General features: G+C 35.4%; 11 protein-coding genes. 4 read left to right on the top strand and 7 right to left on the bottom strand.

The features are described 5' to 3' along the window. Nucleotides 1-41: 41 nt before the first annotated feature. From QWY91_RS02115 to QWY91_RS02105, 3 genes are all read left to right on the top strand, one after another. Nucleotides 42-1913, top strand: coding sequence for a M61 family metallopeptidase (locus tag QWY91_RS02115; RefSeq protein WP_290231239.1), 1872 nt, complete (start codon nucleotides 42-44; stop codon nucleotides 1911-1913). A 148-nt stretch (nucleotides 1914-2061) separates the two neighbouring features. After that, complete coding sequence (locus QWY91_RS02110) at nucleotides 2062-4065, top strand: monovalent cation:proton antiporter family protein (RefSeq protein ID WP_290231237.1); 2004 nt, start codon at nucleotides 2062-2064, stop codon at nucleotides 4063-4065. A gap of 154 nt (nucleotides 4066-4219) precedes the next feature. Further along, nucleotides 4220-5701, top strand: coding sequence for a S10 family peptidase (locus tag QWY91_RS02105; protein ID WP_290231235.1), 1482 nt, complete (start codon nucleotides 4220-4222; stop codon nucleotides 5699-5701). A 78-nt stretch (nucleotides 5702-5779) separates the two neighbouring features. Here QWY91_RS02105 and QWY91_RS02100 read toward each other — a convergent pair whose 3' ends face one another. From QWY91_RS02100 to QWY91_RS02075, 6 genes are all read right to left on the bottom strand, one after another. Further along, nucleotides 5780-6562 carry an SDR family oxidoreductase gene (locus tag QWY91_RS02100; protein WP_290231233.1) on the bottom strand — a complete coding sequence of 261 codons (783 nt, stop codon included), beginning with the start codon at nucleotides 6560-6562 and terminating at the stop codon, nucleotides 5780-5782. Between the two features lie 104 nt (nucleotides 6563-6666). After that, complete coding sequence (gene thrC, locus QWY91_RS02095; protein ID WP_290231231.1) at nucleotides 6667-7962, bottom strand: threonine synthase; 1296 nt, start codon at nucleotides 7960-7962, stop codon at nucleotides 6667-6669. 5 nt (nucleotides 7963-7967) lie between these two features. After that, complete coding sequence (locus QWY91_RS02090) at nucleotides 7968-8888, bottom strand: homoserine kinase (protein ID WP_290231229.1); 921 nt, start codon at nucleotides 8886-8888, stop codon at nucleotides 7968-7970. Nucleotides 8889-8890: 2 nt separating this feature from the next. Continuing rightward, nucleotides 8891-11338, bottom strand: coding sequence for a bifunctional aspartate kinase/homoserine dehydrogenase I (gene thrA / locus QWY91_RS02085; protein ID WP_290231228.1), 2448 nt, complete (start codon nucleotides 11336-11338; stop codon nucleotides 8891-8893). A gap of 346 nt (nucleotides 11339-11684) precedes the next feature. Further along, entirely contained in the window at nucleotides 11685-13148 is a 1464-nt protein-coding gene (locus QWY91_RS02080) for a magnesium chelatase (RefSeq protein WP_290231226.1), read from the bottom strand. 14 nt (nucleotides 13149-13162) lie between these two features. Next, nucleotides 13163-14311 carry a vWA domain-containing protein gene (locus tag QWY91_RS02075; RefSeq protein WP_290231223.1) on the bottom strand — a complete coding sequence of 383 codons (1149 nt, stop codon included), beginning with the start codon at nucleotides 14309-14311 and terminating at the stop codon, nucleotides 13163-13165. A gap of 203 nt (nucleotides 14312-14514) precedes the next feature. On the opposite strand from QWY91_RS02075, the gene QWY91_RS02070 reads away from it, so the two are divergent. After that, nucleotides 14515-15612, top strand: a complete 1098-nt coding sequence (locus tag QWY91_RS02070; RefSeq protein WP_290231222.1) for an endonuclease/exonuclease/phosphatase family protein — start codon at nucleotides 14515-14517, stop codon at nucleotides 15610-15612. On the opposite strand, the gene QWY91_RS02065 is transcribed toward QWY91_RS02070, so the two are convergent. Beyond that, nucleotides 15596-16000 (bottom strand): response regulator, encoded by a 405-nt coding sequence (locus QWY91_RS02065; protein ID WP_290231220.1) that lies wholly within the window; start codon nucleotides 15998-16000, stop codon nucleotides 15596-15598. The genes QWY91_RS02070 and QWY91_RS02065 overlap by 17 nt on opposite strands. Nucleotides 16001-16037 lie beyond the last annotated feature (37 nt).

Raw genomic sequence — 16037 nt, 5'->3', positions numbered from 1 at the left:
TTTGGGTTATTAATAGTCTAAATAGGAAAGAAAATAATACAATGAAGAAAATACTGTATACAGCGGCTTTACTGGCCAGTTTGTACTCATGTAAGACCACTCAAAACCTAGGCTCTAAAGATCAGCCGGTTATTGCTAAATTAGATCTGGTAAATGTAGGAGAAGACAAAGTAAAAGTTGTTGTAGATCCTGCTAAAATCACCACTGGAGAAATTAGCTTTTTTATTCCGAAAACCGTTCCAGGCACCTACTCTACCGATAACTACGGTAAATTCGTAGAAAATTTTAAAGCCTACGATTACGACGGTAACGAACTTCAGTTTTCTCATGACGATGATAATACCTGGATAATAAGCGACGCTAAAAGCTTAGACAAGGTGAGTTACGAAGTGAATGACAGTTACGATGTTGAAGGTGAAGAAGGAGTTTTTTCTCCATCAGGTACCAATATCGACGCTTCTAATAATTTCATGCTGAATTTACATGGATTTATAGGGTATTTTAATACGCTTCAGGAAGAGCCTTATCGTATTGAAATTATGCGCCCAGACGGTCTAATCGCGGGAACATCTTTAACTGCTCAAACGCAAAACGAAGATGCCGATGATAATTTCAGTACAGATATTTTTAATGTTGGTCGCTATTTTGAAGTTACCGATCACCCGATCATGTATGCGAAACCAGATACCACTAGTTTTGATGTAGAGGGCATGAAAGTTCTTTTGGATGTTTATTCTCCATCGGGTAAATTTTCTGCACAAGATATCAAGCCGGGCATTCAAAAAATGATTAGTGCACAAAAGCAATTTTTAGGTGACATAAACGACACTAAAAAATATGCAATATTGCTTTACTTATCCAATCTTGAAGCTCCAGATGCTCGTGGTTTCGGTGCTTTAGAGCATCACACCAGTACAGTAGTTGTACTTCCTGAAACAATGACGAACGAGCAACTTGATGAAAGTATGAAGGATGTGGTTTCTCACGAATTCTTCCATATCGTAACTCCATTGAGCGTTCATTCTAACGAGATTCATTATTTTGATTATAATGATCCTAAAATGTCTCAGCATTTATGGATGTATGAAGGAGTTACTGAATATTTCGCTAATCTTTTTCAGGTAAATCAAGGTTTAATCAATAATCAGGATTTCTACGACCGTATGGCCGATAAGATCAAATCTTCGATGAATTTTGATGATACGGTACCTTTTACAGTGATGAGTGAAAATATTCTTTCTGAAGAATATGAAGATAGTTATTACAACGTATATCAAAAAGGTGCGCTTATTGGAATGGCTTTAGACATTAGACTAAGAGAACTTAGTAATGGCGAAATGGGCATTCTGGATCTTATGAAGAAACTAAGCGAAAAATACGGTAAAGATAAACCGTTTAACGATGAAGATTTAATAGGTGATATTGTTGAATTAACTTATCCTGAAATTCAGAATTTCTTCGACAGTTATATTACCGGTGAAACACCAATTCCGTACGAAGAGTTTTTCGCTAAAGTTGGATTAGAAGAGCAATCGAAAATGGTAAATACAGGATATTTTCTACATGGAAAAGTGCCATATATCGATGGCGAACCAACTTCACAAGAATTATTCTTTAGAGAAGGAATTAAATTGAATAGCTTTCTAGAAGAATTAGGTGTAAAAGGTGGTGACGTTATTAAAAAAATTGACGGGACTGAATATACAATCCAAAATGTATATGCGCTTATTAATAGTTCTAGATCTTGGGAAGAAGGAAAAGAAGTTGAATTTGTCGTAGAACGAGACGGTGAAGAAATGACTTTAACTGCCACAACTTCACAGCCACAAACTGAAGAAACTTCGATTACAGAAATAGATTTACCAGCCGGAAGTCCTAAAGTTGAACTTAGAAAAGCATGGCTTAAAAATTAAATTTTAGTCTGCAAAAGACTGAATTATTGCTGCTTAGAATTTTTCTTTACTATCTAAAATTGGATAGTTGAAAGATCAATTTTAAGCAGCTTTTTTTTTCCATTTAATTCAGCTAAATTACCAGAAAACTAACCTAACCCAATCTGCTATGGAAATCCCTATTTTACAAGATATTGTTGTTATTCTGGGATTATCTGTGCTTATTATTCTAGTTATTCAGAAAATAAAAATCCCGAGCATCCTAGGCTTTTTATTAGCAGGAATCATTGCCGGCCCGCATGCTTTTAATTTGATAAGCAATGGGCACGAAGTAGAATTACTAAGTGAAATTGGTATTATTTTCTTACTCTTCGTAATTGGGATAGAACTTTCGCTAAAAGGCCTGGCTGCAATTAAAAACACCATTTTTATTGGCGGGGGTCTGCAAGTTGGGGGTACAATTTTATTTACGGCGTTAGCAGCTCAGGTTTTAGGGCTGCCTTTAAATACTTCTATATTCCTTGGCTTTCTGTTCTCTCTAAGTAGTACAGCAATTGTCTTAAAATTATTCCAACAACGTGGCGAGATTACCTCACCTCACGGAAGAATTAGTATTGGGATACTAATATTCCAGGATATTATTGTTGTTCCCATGATGCTGCTAACTCCAATATTAGCGGGAAAAGCTGATAATATTTTAATGACCATTGGGATACTAGTAGGTAAAATTGCATTGGTTTTAGTGGTAATTTTACTCCTGGCAAAATATGTAGTTCCTAAAGTTCTTGGGTGGGTGGTTAAAACTAAAAATCAGGAATTATTTATTCTCACCGTTGTGGTTTTTTGTTTTGCGATTGCCTGGCTAACCAGTTCAGTGGGCTTGTCACTTGCTTTGGGTGCGTTTTTTGCCGGACTTATTATTTCTGAATCTGATTATAGCCATCAGGCAACTGCTAATGTGCTTCCCTTTCGGGAGATCTTTATCAGTTTCTTTTTTATCTCTGTAGGTACACTTTTAGATCTGAAGTTCTTTTTCTCAAATATTGGTTATATTCTGCTTTTAGTACTAGGAGTTGTTTTACTGAAAATGTTGGTGATTGGAATTACCGTTTTGGTGCTAAAGTACAAGCCAAGAACGATATTTCTAACGTTGTTTAGTCTATTTCAGGTAGGTGAATTTTCCTTACTACTATCTAGTGTTGGTTTAGAAAACGGAATACTCCCGGATAATGTTTATCAGTATTTTTTAGCAATTTCAATTTTAAGCATGGCGCTAACACCATTTTTAATTATGAATGCTTCTAAACTTACCTACGGAATTTTAAAAGCGCCAATACCATCTGCCGTTCGCCATCGCTTATCCAACATCAAGAAAAACACGCAATCTGAAGAGCAATTTTCAGAAGAAAACTTAAGCGATCATATTGTAATTATCGGTTATGGTACCAATGGAGAAAATATTGCAAAGGCAGCTAGAAGCGCAGATATTCCTTATGTTATTGTGGATATCGATCCTGAATCTTTTGAAAACGCAAAACGAAACAACGAACCTATTGTTTTTGGAGATGCAACCAATTCGGTTATTCTAAAACATATCCATATTCAGGAAAGTCGTGTTGTGGTAATAGCCATATCTGATGCTACAGCGACTAAAAAAATAATTAGCTCCATAAGACTGTTTACGCAGACGGCTTTTATTATCGTTAGAACTAGACAAGTGAAAGAAATTGAAGAAAACCTGCGTGTTGGTGCAGACGAAGTGATCCCGGCAGATTTCGAAACTTCTATAGAAATTTTTACGCGTGTGCTTAAAAAGTATTTAGTTCCTTATGATGAGATTGTTGATTTTACGAGTAGTATACGTTCAGCAGATTACGAGATGCTTACCAAAATTAAAGATAAGCCACATAACCCTGCCCTGCATCATCTCAACATTCCAAATAAAGAAATTGCCACGCTTAGTGTTCAGCAAAAAAATAAAAACATTGTTGGTAAAACACTGGAACAATCTGGAATAGCTAAGAATTACGGGGTTACCGTTCTTGCAATCAAACGCGATACCCAATATTTGACGGAGATTACTCCGAAAACTAAAATAAAAAGAGGCGATTTAATTTACATTTTTGGTAATCCTTCAAACATCAATCACTTAAATAGCTTACTTTCTATATAAACTGAAGACATTTAATAGTATCAATATTTTCATCCTCCGTTTTGGTTGTTTTTAGCAAAAATCATGAGCATTTTCGACCAAAAACGGGCATTTTTTGCAAGCTAAAGTAAATAGCAGTAATTTTAGGGAGTAACCCTAAACAATCAAATTACTGATGAAGAAAATTTGTACACTCTTTTTCACGCTTATTGCAAGCATTTCTTTTGCTCAACAAGTAAAAGTACCGGTAGATACGACCGTTGTAACTAACCACTCTGTGACAATTAATGGTAAAAATATTGATTATTCAGCAACTACAGGCATGCAGCCGGTATGGGATAAATCTGGAATTCCAATTGCCAGTTTATACTATACCTATTATAAAAGAAAAGATATTAAAAATACCGAAAATCGACCTTTAGTGATCTCTTTTAATGGTGGTCCTGGTTCGGCTTCAGTTTGGATGCATATTGCGTACACCGGCCCTAGAATCTTAAAAATTGATGATGAAGGATTTCCGGTACAGCCTTACGGGATAAAAGAAAATCCACATTCTATTTTAGATGTTGCCGATATCGTTTATGTAAACCCTGTAAACACAGGTTATTCTCGCCCAATTCCGGATAAAGACGGAAAAGTTGATAAAAGTAAATTCTTTGGTGTAAATGCAGATATTAGTTATTTAGCGGAATGGTTAAATACTTTTGTTACCAGAAACAATTGTTGGTTGTCTCCTAAATATTTAATTGGTGAAAGCTACGGAACTACAAGAGTTTCAGGATTGGCCTTAGAACTTCAGAATAACCAATGGATGTATTTAAACGGCGTTATTTTGGTATCACCAACCGAGCTTGGAATTGATCGAGAAGGTCCTGTTGAAGTCGCAAATCGTTTACCATATTTTGCTGCTACGGCATGGTATCACAAATTGCTTCCGCAGGAATTACAGAGCAAATCGCTCCACGAGCTTTTAGAAGAAGTGGAATCTTACAGTATTAATGAAGTTCTTCCTGTTTTAGTCAAAGGTGGATTTACTTCCGAAGAAACAAAAAATACTATTGCTGAAAAAATGGAGTATTACTCCAGCATCGATAAAAAAGTGTTTCTTCAGAATAATTTAGAACTACCAATTGGTGCATTCTGGAAAGAATTAAGAAGAGATGATGGTTTTACTGTGGGGCGTTTGGATTCTCGCTATTTAGGAATCGACCGCAAAGAAACTGGCAATTATCCAGATTATAATGCTGAGTTAACTTCCTGGTTACATTCTTTTACGCCGGCTATAAACTATTATCTACGTGAAGATTTGAATTTCAAAACCGATCTTAAATATTTTATGTTTGGACCGGTACATCCTTGGGATCGCACACGTAACAATACAGGCGAGAATTTAAGACAAGCTATGGCTCAAAATCCAAATTTAGATGTGATGATCCAATCAGGATATTTTGATGGTGCTTGTACGTATTTTAATGCTAAATACAGCATGTGGCAATTGGATCCTAGCGGTAAAATGAAAGACAGATTATCTTTTAAAGGTTATGAAAGCGGACATATGATGTATTTACGAAAAGATGACCTTAAAACTGCAAACGACGATATTCGAGCATTTATAAAAAACAGCTTACCAGCTGAAGGTGAATCTACAAAATATTAAGATTTAAAAGCTTAACAATAAAAAGCCTTTCTATTAATTTGGAAAGGCTTTTTAAATTAGAGTCTTTACTTCCTAAAATTATGAAGTCCCGTACATATTTGATTCTCCACCATCGATGGCGACTACCTGTCCATTAACATAACCATTATCTTCACTTAGAAAAAAAGAAACTACTTTGGCTACATCCTTAGGATCACCTAAAGCTCTGGTAGGGTTGCGACTTGCATATTCAGTTTCCGCAGCTTTTGGATCGTTTGGATTTACCTGTTTAAAAGATCCAGCTACCATAGGGGTTAAAATTGCTCCGGGCGCAATAGCATTGGTTAGAATACCAAACTGCCCATACTCTAACGCAGCATTCTTTGTCATCCCGCTTACCGCATGTTTACTGGCAACATAAGGTGATTGATTCATAACTCCACGTATTCCACCAACAGAAGCTACATTTACGATACGTCCGTACCCCTGCTTTTTCATGACAGGAAGTACATAGCGCATTCCATAATAAACGCCCATAAGGTTAATATCGATTACGGTTTTAAACACATTCATGTCGTAATCGGCCATTAAAGCTTGTTTGCCTTCTATTCCCGCATTGTTATAAAAAGCATCAATTCTTCCATATTTCTCTACTGTTTTATCCACGTAAGCTTTGACCTGATCTTCTTTAGAAACATCAGCGCTTATCTTTAATATTTCAACACCAGAAAACTGCTCTTTCAACTTTTCCTCGGCTTCTGCTAAAGCTTTTTCATTATAATCCACTAAAGCCAGTTTAGCCTTTTTAGAAGCTAATTCTTCAGCAGCCGCATAACCTAATCCAAGGGCTGCTCCTGTAATAATTACAATTTTATTTTCCATAAGTTTCAATGTTTCCATTTGATACATTAAAGATATGGAATGCTCAATTTGTCATCAATTTACAAGCATTAAAAAATGCTTAAAATTTACCTAAATTAAGATTTCTACTTTAGCAAGAAGGCTTTTAAATCTGCGTAATTTTTAATTGAAATAGCTTTTTTCTCTTTATCGAGAACTGCTTGAATTGAATCTGGAATTTCGATTTCTTTCCCAATAGCATCCTGAACAGTTTCTCTAAATTTACAAGGATGTGCCGTTTCTAAAAATGCACCAACTTCATTAGGATGTGTTTTAAAATACTCTTGTAAACCGAGATAACCAACCGCTCCGTGTGGATCCATTACGTAACCCGTTTCTTTGTAAACCGAATCCATAGCTTGCTTTGTAACCTCATCATCATAACTAAAGCTAGTTAGGTTTTCTTTTACATTTCCGTATTCATTATGAAATAACTCTAAAATTCGCACAAAATTACTTGGATTCCCAATATCCATCGCGTTCGAAATAGTCGAAACACTTGGTTTTGGTTTGTAAGTACCGGTTTCTAAATAATCGGTGATTGTTCTATTGGCGTTATTAGAAGCGATAAAATGTTTAATCGGCAAGCCTAACGCTTTTGCAACCATACCGGCACAAATATTTCCAAAATTTCCACTAGGCACAGAGAAAACAATATCTTTTCCTTCGGAAGATAACTGGCGATACGCTAAAAAGTAATAAAACATCTGCGGAAGCCAACGAGCAACGTTAATTGAATTTGCTGAAGTTAACTGGCGTTGGGATTGAATTTCTTCGTCTAAAAAGGCCTGTTTTACCATATCCTGGCATAAATCGAAAGCACCATCAATTTCTAAAGCAGTTATATTTTGCCCAAGCGTAGTTAATTGTTTTTCCTGAATTTTACTCACTTTACCTTTAGGATACAAAATCACGACATCGATTCCCTCTACCCCTAAAAAGCCATTGGCCACTGCACCACCGGTATCTCCAGATGTTGCAACAAGTACAGTTACTTTCCCAACTTCATTTTTGGTAATAAAATAACCTAAACTTCCCGCCATAAAACGAGCTCCTACATCTTTAAAAGCCAATGTTGGCCCATGAAAAAGCTCTAAAGTATAAACGTTATCTTTTACGTGAACTATCGGAAATTCAAAATCTAAAGTTGTAGCAATAATTTCTTTAAGTTCTTTTTCTGGAATTTCATCACCTACAAATTGCTTAATTGCCTGATAAGCAACTTCAGTTTGTGGTAAATTAGGAAGTTCTTTAAAAAAAGAATCTGGTAATTTTTCAATATTTTCAGGAAAGTATAATCCTTTATCTGGTGCCAGACCTCTAATTACAGCATTCTCGAAACTGGAAGAATGGCTTCTATTATTCAGACTAAAATAGTTCATTTTTTCTATAATATTTTAACTCCTTCAGGATTAATTTTTGATAAATGAAGATCGTAAGTTATACTTTGTTTTTCCATAAATTCAGCAATCTGATGTTTTACATTTTCAGCTTGCTCACGGCCACGACACATTGCGTAAACCGATGGTCCGGAACCAGAAATACCAAATCCCAATGCACCACTCTCTAAAGAAAGTGCCTTAATTTCATCGAAATACGGTATTAAAATAGACCGGATAGGTTCTACAATTTCATCTTTAAGACTTCTCCCCAATAATTCGTAATCATTAGTATATAAAGCACTCACTAAAGCCCCAAGGTTTCCCCATTGGCTTACTGCTTTATCCAAACTAATATTCCGCTTAATAATTGCGCGAGAATCTTTAGTTTTCACTTCAATTTGAGGATGAAGAATAACCACATTCAGCTCTTCCGGAGAAGGTAGAGATAGCACCTCTAATGGATGATAACTTTTTACTAGAGTAAAACCACCCAACAAAGCAGGTGCAACATTATCGGCATGCGCATTTCCACTAGCCAAACGCTCCCCTTCCATCGCGAAAGGCAATAATTCTACATTTTTAAATGGAGAACCTAATAATTTATTTACGGCAAAAACAGCACCGGCAGAACTGGCAGCACTACTGCCAATTCCGCTTCCTGCTTTTATTTTTTTATAAATCTCGATATCAAAACCTTCATCAGATCCTAGCTTTTCAAGCATTGCCTGTACCGCTACTCCTGCCACGTTTTGATCGATTTCCATAGGAAGATCCTGACCTTCTAGCTTAGTAATTCGAAGTTTTCTAAGATCATTTTTTTTAACGATCATCTCGTCCCCAACATTATCCAGGCAACAGCCTAAAACATCGAATCCGCAGGAAAGATTAGCAACCGTTGCCGGTGCAAAAACTTTTATTTCTTCCATCTCTATTTTTTACCTATTCGTATAACATCGGCAAAGATTCCTGAAGCCGTTACATCGGCACCAGCTCCTGCTCCTTTTACGATTAGTGGTTGTACGCTATAACGATCGGTAAAGAATAATACAATATTATCGCTACCACTAAGATTATAAAAAGGATGCTCTGCATCTACTTTTTGCAATCCAACGGAAGCTTTACCATCTTCTAATTGCGCTACATATTTTAATTGCGCTCCTTCTTTAGCTGTATCATCGTAAATCGCTTTAAATTTACTTTCATCTTCTTGAAGTAATTTAAAGAAATCCTCATTGTTTTCTGTATTCAAGCTTTCTTCAGAAAGGAAGCTTTTATTTTCAATATCGCTAAGCTCCATTTTTAATCCACTTTCACGAGCAAGAATCAAAATTTTACGGGCAACGTCTACTCCACTTAAATCGATTTTAGGATCTGGTTCGGTATAACCTTCTTCCATCGCTTGTTCTACTGTTTTGTAGAATGGATCGGTTCCGTTATAGGTATTAAACACAAAATTTAAACTTCCCGAAAGTACGGCCTGGATTTTATGAATTCTATCTCCTGAAGCAATTAGATTTTTAAGAGTATCGATAATTGGTAATCCTGCGCCTACATTGGTTTCATACAGAAAAGATGCACCATATTCTCTAGAAAGATGCTGCAAATTCTGGTAATTCACCAAATCATCTGCTGCTGCAATTTTATTACAGGTAACAACTGCAATAGAGTTTGCTAAATACTCTTTATACCATTTTGAAATTTCAGCACTAGCCGTATTATCAACGAAAATGCTATTTCTAAGGTTGAATTCTTTAACTCGGTTAAAAAAGTCGTGCTTACTTGCTTTTTCACCATTATCTAAGGCTTCTTCCCAATTGCTTAAATCTAGTCCGTTTTCATCAAAAGCCATTTTTCGAGAATTTGATAAACCAAGAACGCGGACTTTCAGTCTTAATTTTTCAAGTAAATATTGTTCCTGTTTCTCTAGCTGCGCCAATAATTTACTACCTACATTTCCTACCCCGGTAATAAATAAGTTTAGCTCTTTAGAAGGCACTTCGAAAAACTGCTCATGAAGCGTATTTAGCGCCTTATTAATATCTTTCTTAGCAATGATAGCTGATATATTACGCTCTGAAGATCCTTGCGCAATCGCTCTAATATTAATATTATTATTACCTAGTGCGCTGAACATTTTACCGCTTAATCCATGGTGACTCTTCATACGATCGCCAACCAAAGCAATAATCGCTACATTACCTTCTATTTCTACAGGTTTAATTTTCTGATAATCGATTTCAACAGCGAAAGCTTCATCTAAAGCTTCTTTAGCTGCTTCTGCCTCTTCATCTTTTACAGCCACACAAATACTATGTTCTGATGATGCCTGTGTGATCAAAACAACATTGATATTCTTCTGATACAAGGTTTCGAAGAAACGTTTCGAAAAACCTGGAATACCAACCATTCCGCTACCTTCGATATTCAATAATTTAATATCATCGATATGCGTAATTCCTGTTACCCATCTAAAGTTTTCTTTACTGGATTTTGAAATTAAAGTACCGGACTCATCTGGTGAAAACGTGTTTTTTATATGAATTTGAATTCCTTTGTCCAGAAGCGGTTGAAGTGTTGGCGGATATAATACTTTCGCCCCAAAATGTGAAAGCTCCATCGCTTCTTGATACGATATATTTTGAAGTGGATATGCTTGATGCACTACATTTGGATTAGCGGTGTACATTCCGTTAACATCGGTATAAATAAACACACTAGCAACATCTAGAGCTCCACCAAAAATAGCAGCTGTAAAATCACTACCTCCTCTTCCTAATGTACTTGGTACTCCTTGTTCGTTTTTAGCAACAAATCCAGGAACTATAAATAAGCTTGCATCGTTTTCTTTAAAATATTCAGTTATATTATTATTGGTAATTTCATAATTCAGCTGAATTTTTTCATTATCGTTTTTACAAACAATCAATTCTCTAGAATCAACTAAGGCTGCATCTGTAGCTAGACTTTTAAAATATTCAGCAATAATTAAAGAAGAAAGAATTTCACCAAAACTAGAAACCACATGTTTGGTTTTATTGGATAACTCATTCAATAAATAAACACCTTCGTAAAGTGTTTCTAATCTATTGAATTCAGTTTTTACTTTGCTTAGAACTCCGCTTTGATTCTGAATCGGAATAAGTTCTTTTACCGCATCTAAATGTCGCTTTTCGTTTTGTGCAAGAATTTCTTTGTATGCTAAATCTTCTGTAGCAGCTAACGCAGCCATTTTTAAAAGATCGTTAGTCACGCCTCCAAATGCAGAAAATACCGCAATGGTTTTATCTTGTTGCACATGCTTTTTTACAGTTTCGGCTACAAGTTTGATTCGCTCCGGAGAGGCTAAAGAAGATCCTCCGAATTTTAGGATATTCATAAGAATGGTTTAAAAGTTGAAATAAAAGATTTTGAGTTTCGTTGAAAAACGTGTGTGATTGCGGACGGAAAGCTATACAAATTACCCCAAAGGGGTAATAATTGTGCGAGTAATAATCATAGAAATAGCAGCTCCTATCGTAGAAGTAATTTTAGAACCGTTATTTAATTTAATACTCTTCATGTTTTTCCTTAAAAGATGTGATAAAAGTATACAAATAAGAACATATAAAAAACTAAAACCTCCTTTTTGCTGAAAAAATGTGAGATTTTCATAATATCAAAAAAAGAAAAGCCCGATTTTTAGTGAAATCGGGCTTTTATTTATTTTATTTCAATATCAATAATTACAATCCGCTAATATAACTTCCGTAAAGATCATTAAATTGAATTCCTTTTGTGTATCGTTGCTTACTAAGCTTCTTAAATTCTACTAATCCCCAAAGCAAAAATTCTTTGAGAAAATAAGAATCTTCTTTAGCCATTTCTGGCTGATATTTTTCGATAAGCTTGTTTAAAGGTGTTACCTCATCTAACTTTTGCTTGTATTCTTCATCAGTTAGATTGTCTGGCAACTCAAATCCAGTTTGTTCAAAAAACCATTCTACCAAATCGTCATACGGCGTTTGATCGTCTGGCTTTTGCAATTTCTCGATCTTTGGAAAGTAATCTGGGAATAAGGTTTTTACGGCATCGCCAATTAGTTGCGTTGCTACGGCCGCAGCACCTTCTTGTTCTCCTTCGTATACCAATTCTACTTTCCCGGTTACAGCAGGAATTACTCCCATAAAATCACCAAATCTTAATAAGGTTTTGTCTTCTCCATTTTTAAGGCTACGACGTTCTGCACTACTTAACAGATTTTCGTAAGCAGTAATACTCATCCTTGCACTAATACCACTTTTTTCATCTATAAATTCACTTTCGCGAGCTTCAAATCCAATTTGTTCCAAAAGATCTTTCGCAAGTTCTGGAACATGAACCATATCGGTTTGTCTGGAGTCTAACTTTGCTTCTTGTTGTGTTATGGTTTTTGCGATTTCAATAGTTTCCGGATAATGTGTAAGAATCTGAGAACCTATTCTATCTTTTAATGGCGTTACTATACTACCACGATTGGTGTAATCTTCAGGGTTTGCGGTAAACACAAATTGCATGTCTAAAGGCAATCTTAATTTAAATCCTCGTATTTGAATATCTCCTTCCTGAAGTATATTGAAAAGTGCGACCTGAATTCTTGCCTGTAAATCGGGTAATTCGTTGATTACAAAAATACTTCGGTTAGCTCTCGGAATCATCCCAAAATGGATCACACGATCGTCGGCATAACTCAATTTTAAATTTGCTGCTTTTATAGGATCTACATCTCCAATTAAATCGGCTACTGTTACATCTGGTGTTGCCAGTTTTTCGAAGAACCGCTCATCTCGATGAATCCAGTTAATTGGTGTATTCTCTCCTTTTTCAGCAATAGCTTCTTTAGCATATCTAGAGATTGGTTTTAAAGGATCGTCATTAATTTCAGAACCTTCTACCACTGGAATATATTCATCTAATAAACTTACCATGAGACGGGCTAATCTTGTTTTAGCTTGGCCTCGTAATCCCAGTAAATTGATGTTATGCTTCGAAAGAACTGCTCTTTCTAATTCTGGAATTACGGTATCATCGTACCCATGAATTCCGGTAAAAGCTGGCTCATTTTTTTTAATTTTTTCAATTAAATTATCGCGAAGTTCATCTTTTATTCCCTTGCTTTTATATCCTGAAGATTTTAAATCTCCTAATGTTTTCAAATTCTCAATATTCATATCTTCTTTTTCTTTTAGCCTCTAATTCTTTTTTTTCTGTTTGTTTCGTAATCTTCAAAAATCATTTCTCCTAAACCTTGCAAACCGGTGTAAAATGCCTTCCCTTGATTAGCTTGTGTAAATTCTCGAATAAATTGCATCAAATAAGGATCTTGAGCAATCATAAAAGTCGTAATAGGAATTTGCAATTTTCTTGCTTGCTGCGCCATGTTGTAGCACTTATCCACAATATATGGATCTAATCCCATACTGTTTTTATAATAACTCCCATCGCGCTCTCTAATACAACTTGGTTTCCCATCGGTAATCATAAAAATTTGCTTGTTGGTATTTCGTTTTCTTCGCAAAATATCCATCGCTAATTTCAAACCATCTACAGTGTTCGTATGATAAGGCCCTACTTTCAAATATGGCAAATCGGCTATTGAAACCGGCCAGGCATCATTCCCAAAAACGATGATATCCAAAGTATCTTTTGGATAACGCGTCGTAATAAGTTCTGCTAAAGCCATCGCCACTTTTTTAGCCGGAGTGATACGATCTTCCCCGTATAGAATCATACTATGACTAAGGTCGATCATGAGGACCGTGCTCATTTGAGATTTGTAGTGTGTTTCTTCGACTACCAAATCATCATGACTCATATTAAAATCACCAATACCATGATTAATTTGAGCATTTCGTAAACTTTCGGTCATTGAAATTCGGTCTAAAGAATCCCCAAACTGATAATCCCTAAAATCTCCGGTATGCTCATCGCCGCGTCCTACGTGACTTGTTCTATGATTTCCGGAATTTGATTTACGCATTTTTCCGAAAATCTGATCTAAAGCCTGCTTACGAATCGCTCTTTCGGTTTTTGAGGTAATCTTTAAACTTCCAGAACCGTCGCCTTCCCCATCACCATCGGGATCAAGCTCTTCTTTGATATATCCCTTTTGTTTCAGATCTTCGATAAAATCTTCGATGGTATAATCATCGTCGGTAAGTTTATATTCTTCGTCTAGTTGGTACAACCAGTCGAGCGCTTCATCTAAATCACCCGAGGTATGAGTGATCAATTCCTTAAAAATCTCAAAGAGTTTTTCAAAAGGAGTGATGTTGGGTTCTTCGTACTTTTTAAATACAAATCCCTTTTCCTTCATTTTATCTTTCTTCTTCATAGCTTAAATTTACGCTTTTTTCGACAGAATTAAAATTGAACATTTCATAACTTTCTTAATTTGAAAAAACTCAGGATTATTAGTCCTTCCATTTTATCTTTACGTTATTCTTTTCTTAAATACTTTCTAATTTTCCTGAATAATTAGAAATTTGAAAAGAATCTACAAAAACCGGCTTCGAAAGCTAAAAATCGACTATCAGCATGGAAACCGCTGAAATTATAATTCTTTGTTTAAATATTCTTTTCTTAATTCCTTCCATAGCTTCAATCACAAGGTTTGATCAATGGTGGATTCGTGGTTTTGATTTTCCAAGAATACAGATCTCTTTTAGTCTGATTGTAGTTCTGCTGTTATGTGGATACTTTTATGATTTCTCCAAAACATGGCACTATGTGGGTGCTGGATTTTTAGTATTGAGCCTTGTACATCAATTTTTCAAAGTATATCCTTACACCTATCTATCTAGAAGACAAGTGGTAAAATTTAAAGGAAAGGAAACAAATGGCGCAATTTCAATTCTTGTTAGCAACGTACTAACCACTAATAAGCATCCTGAAAAGCTTGTTGCTTTGGTTAAAGAACGTGACCCTGATATTTTATTGACGTTGGAAAGTGACAAAAGATGGGAGAAAGCACTGGAAGAAATTGAAGACCGCTATAAATATACCGTAAAGGTGCCATTAGATAATCTTTATGGAATGCACCTATATTCAAAATTGGAATTAGTAGATACTGATGTACATTATCTGGTACAAGACGATATTCCATCGATACATGGTTTCGTAAAATTGAGGAATGGTGAATTCGTTAAAATTCATTGTCTGCATCCTATGCCTCCGAGTCCTACGGAAAGTTACACTTCAACGAACCGAGATGCTGAAATTTTAATGCTGGGAAGAGATATTACTCCGGAAGATAGAAAAGTTTTAGTATTTGGAGATTTGAATGATGTTGCCTGGTCTAGAACAACAAAATTGTTTCAGGAAATGAGCGGACTAATGGATCCAAGAATTGGTCGAGGATTTTTTAATACATTTCATACAGGTTACCCTTTACTACGGTGGCCTTTAGATCATGTATTCCATTCAAAAGACTTTACACTAATAGATATTGCGAGAGAAAAAAGTATTGGCAGTGATCACTTTCCTATGTATATAAAATTACATTACGAACCTAGAGCTGTAAATGTACAGGATGAATTAGAGCTAGATCGAGAGGACGAGCAATGGGCATTCGAAAAAATTGAGGAAGCACATCCTTTAGAAAAAAGTATTGATATGCCTAAAAAAATTCACTAATAGGCTCAAGCTTCTTTAATGTATTGCAATGCTTGATAGTAACTGGTTTCTCTATATAATCTATTACTCTTTGGTAGCTTTTAGCTTTCAAACGGTCTTTTCGATCAATAGAAGAAGTCACCATTATGACATTGAAATTATCTTTTAATGGATGATTTTTAAGTTCATCTAAAAATTCCCAGCCATTCATTTTTGGCATATTTATGTCAAGTAGAATTAAATAGCGTTTTTCAGGATTATTAATATTTTGGGGATGATTTAAGTAATTTAGCGTTTCTGTCGCGCTTTTAAAAGCTACCGGTTTAGAAGCTATTCCGCATCTTAAAACCATCTTTTTCTGCATCATCAAAACAATATCATCGTCATCCACTAGTATGACCTCTAACATAAGCGTAGGTTAAGATTAAAATTTTTAAATAGATTTG

Source organism: Zunongwangia endophytica, assembly GCF_030409505.1.
GTDB lineage: Bacteria > Bacteroidota > Bacteroidia > Flavobacteriales > Flavobacteriaceae > Zunongwangia > Zunongwangia endophytica.
This window is presented reverse-complemented; position numbering and strand designations above follow the sequence as displayed.

Excerpts from the sequence above, each read along its gene's own strand:
- thrC (WP_290231231.1), bottom strand. The coding sequence starts at position 7,962 with ATGAACTATTTTAGTCTGAATAATAGAAGCCATTCTTCCAGTTTCGAG.
- QWY91_RS02105 (WP_290231235.1), top strand. The coding sequence starts at position 4,220 with ATGAAGAAAATTTGTACACTCTTTTTCACGCTTATTGCAAGCATTTCT.
- QWY91_RS02090 (WP_290231229.1), bottom strand. The coding sequence starts at position 8,888 with ATGGAAGAAATAAAAGTTTTTGCACCGGCAACGGTTGCTAATCTTTCC.
- QWY91_RS02100 (WP_290231233.1), bottom strand. The coding sequence starts at position 6,562 with ATGGAAAATAAAATTGTAATTATTACAGGAGCAGCCCTTGGATTAGGT.
- QWY91_RS02065 (WP_290231220.1), bottom strand. The coding sequence starts at position 16,000 with ATGTTAGAGGTCATACTAGTGGATGACGATGATATTGTTTTGATGATG.
- thrA (WP_290231228.1), bottom strand. The coding sequence starts at position 11,338 with ATGAATATCCTAAAATTCGGAGGATCTTCTTTAGCCTCTCCGGAGCGA.
- QWY91_RS02080 (WP_290231226.1), bottom strand. The coding sequence starts at position 13,148 with ATGAATATTGAGAATTTGAAAACATTAGGAGATTTAAAATCTTCAGGA.
- QWY91_RS02110 (WP_290231237.1), top strand. The coding sequence starts at position 2,062 with ATGGAAATCCCTATTTTACAAGATATTGTTGTTATTCTGGGATTATCT.
- QWY91_RS02115 (WP_290231239.1), top strand. The coding sequence starts at position 42 with ATGAAGAAAATACTGTATACAGCGGCTTTACTGGCCAGTTTGTACTCA.
- QWY91_RS02070 (WP_290231222.1), top strand. The coding sequence starts at position 14,515 with ATGGAAACCGCTGAAATTATAATTCTTTGTTTAAATATTCTTTTCTTA.
- QWY91_RS02075 (WP_290231223.1), bottom strand. The coding sequence starts at position 14,311 with ATGAAGAAGAAAGATAAAATGAAGGAAAAGGGATTTGTATTTAAAAAG.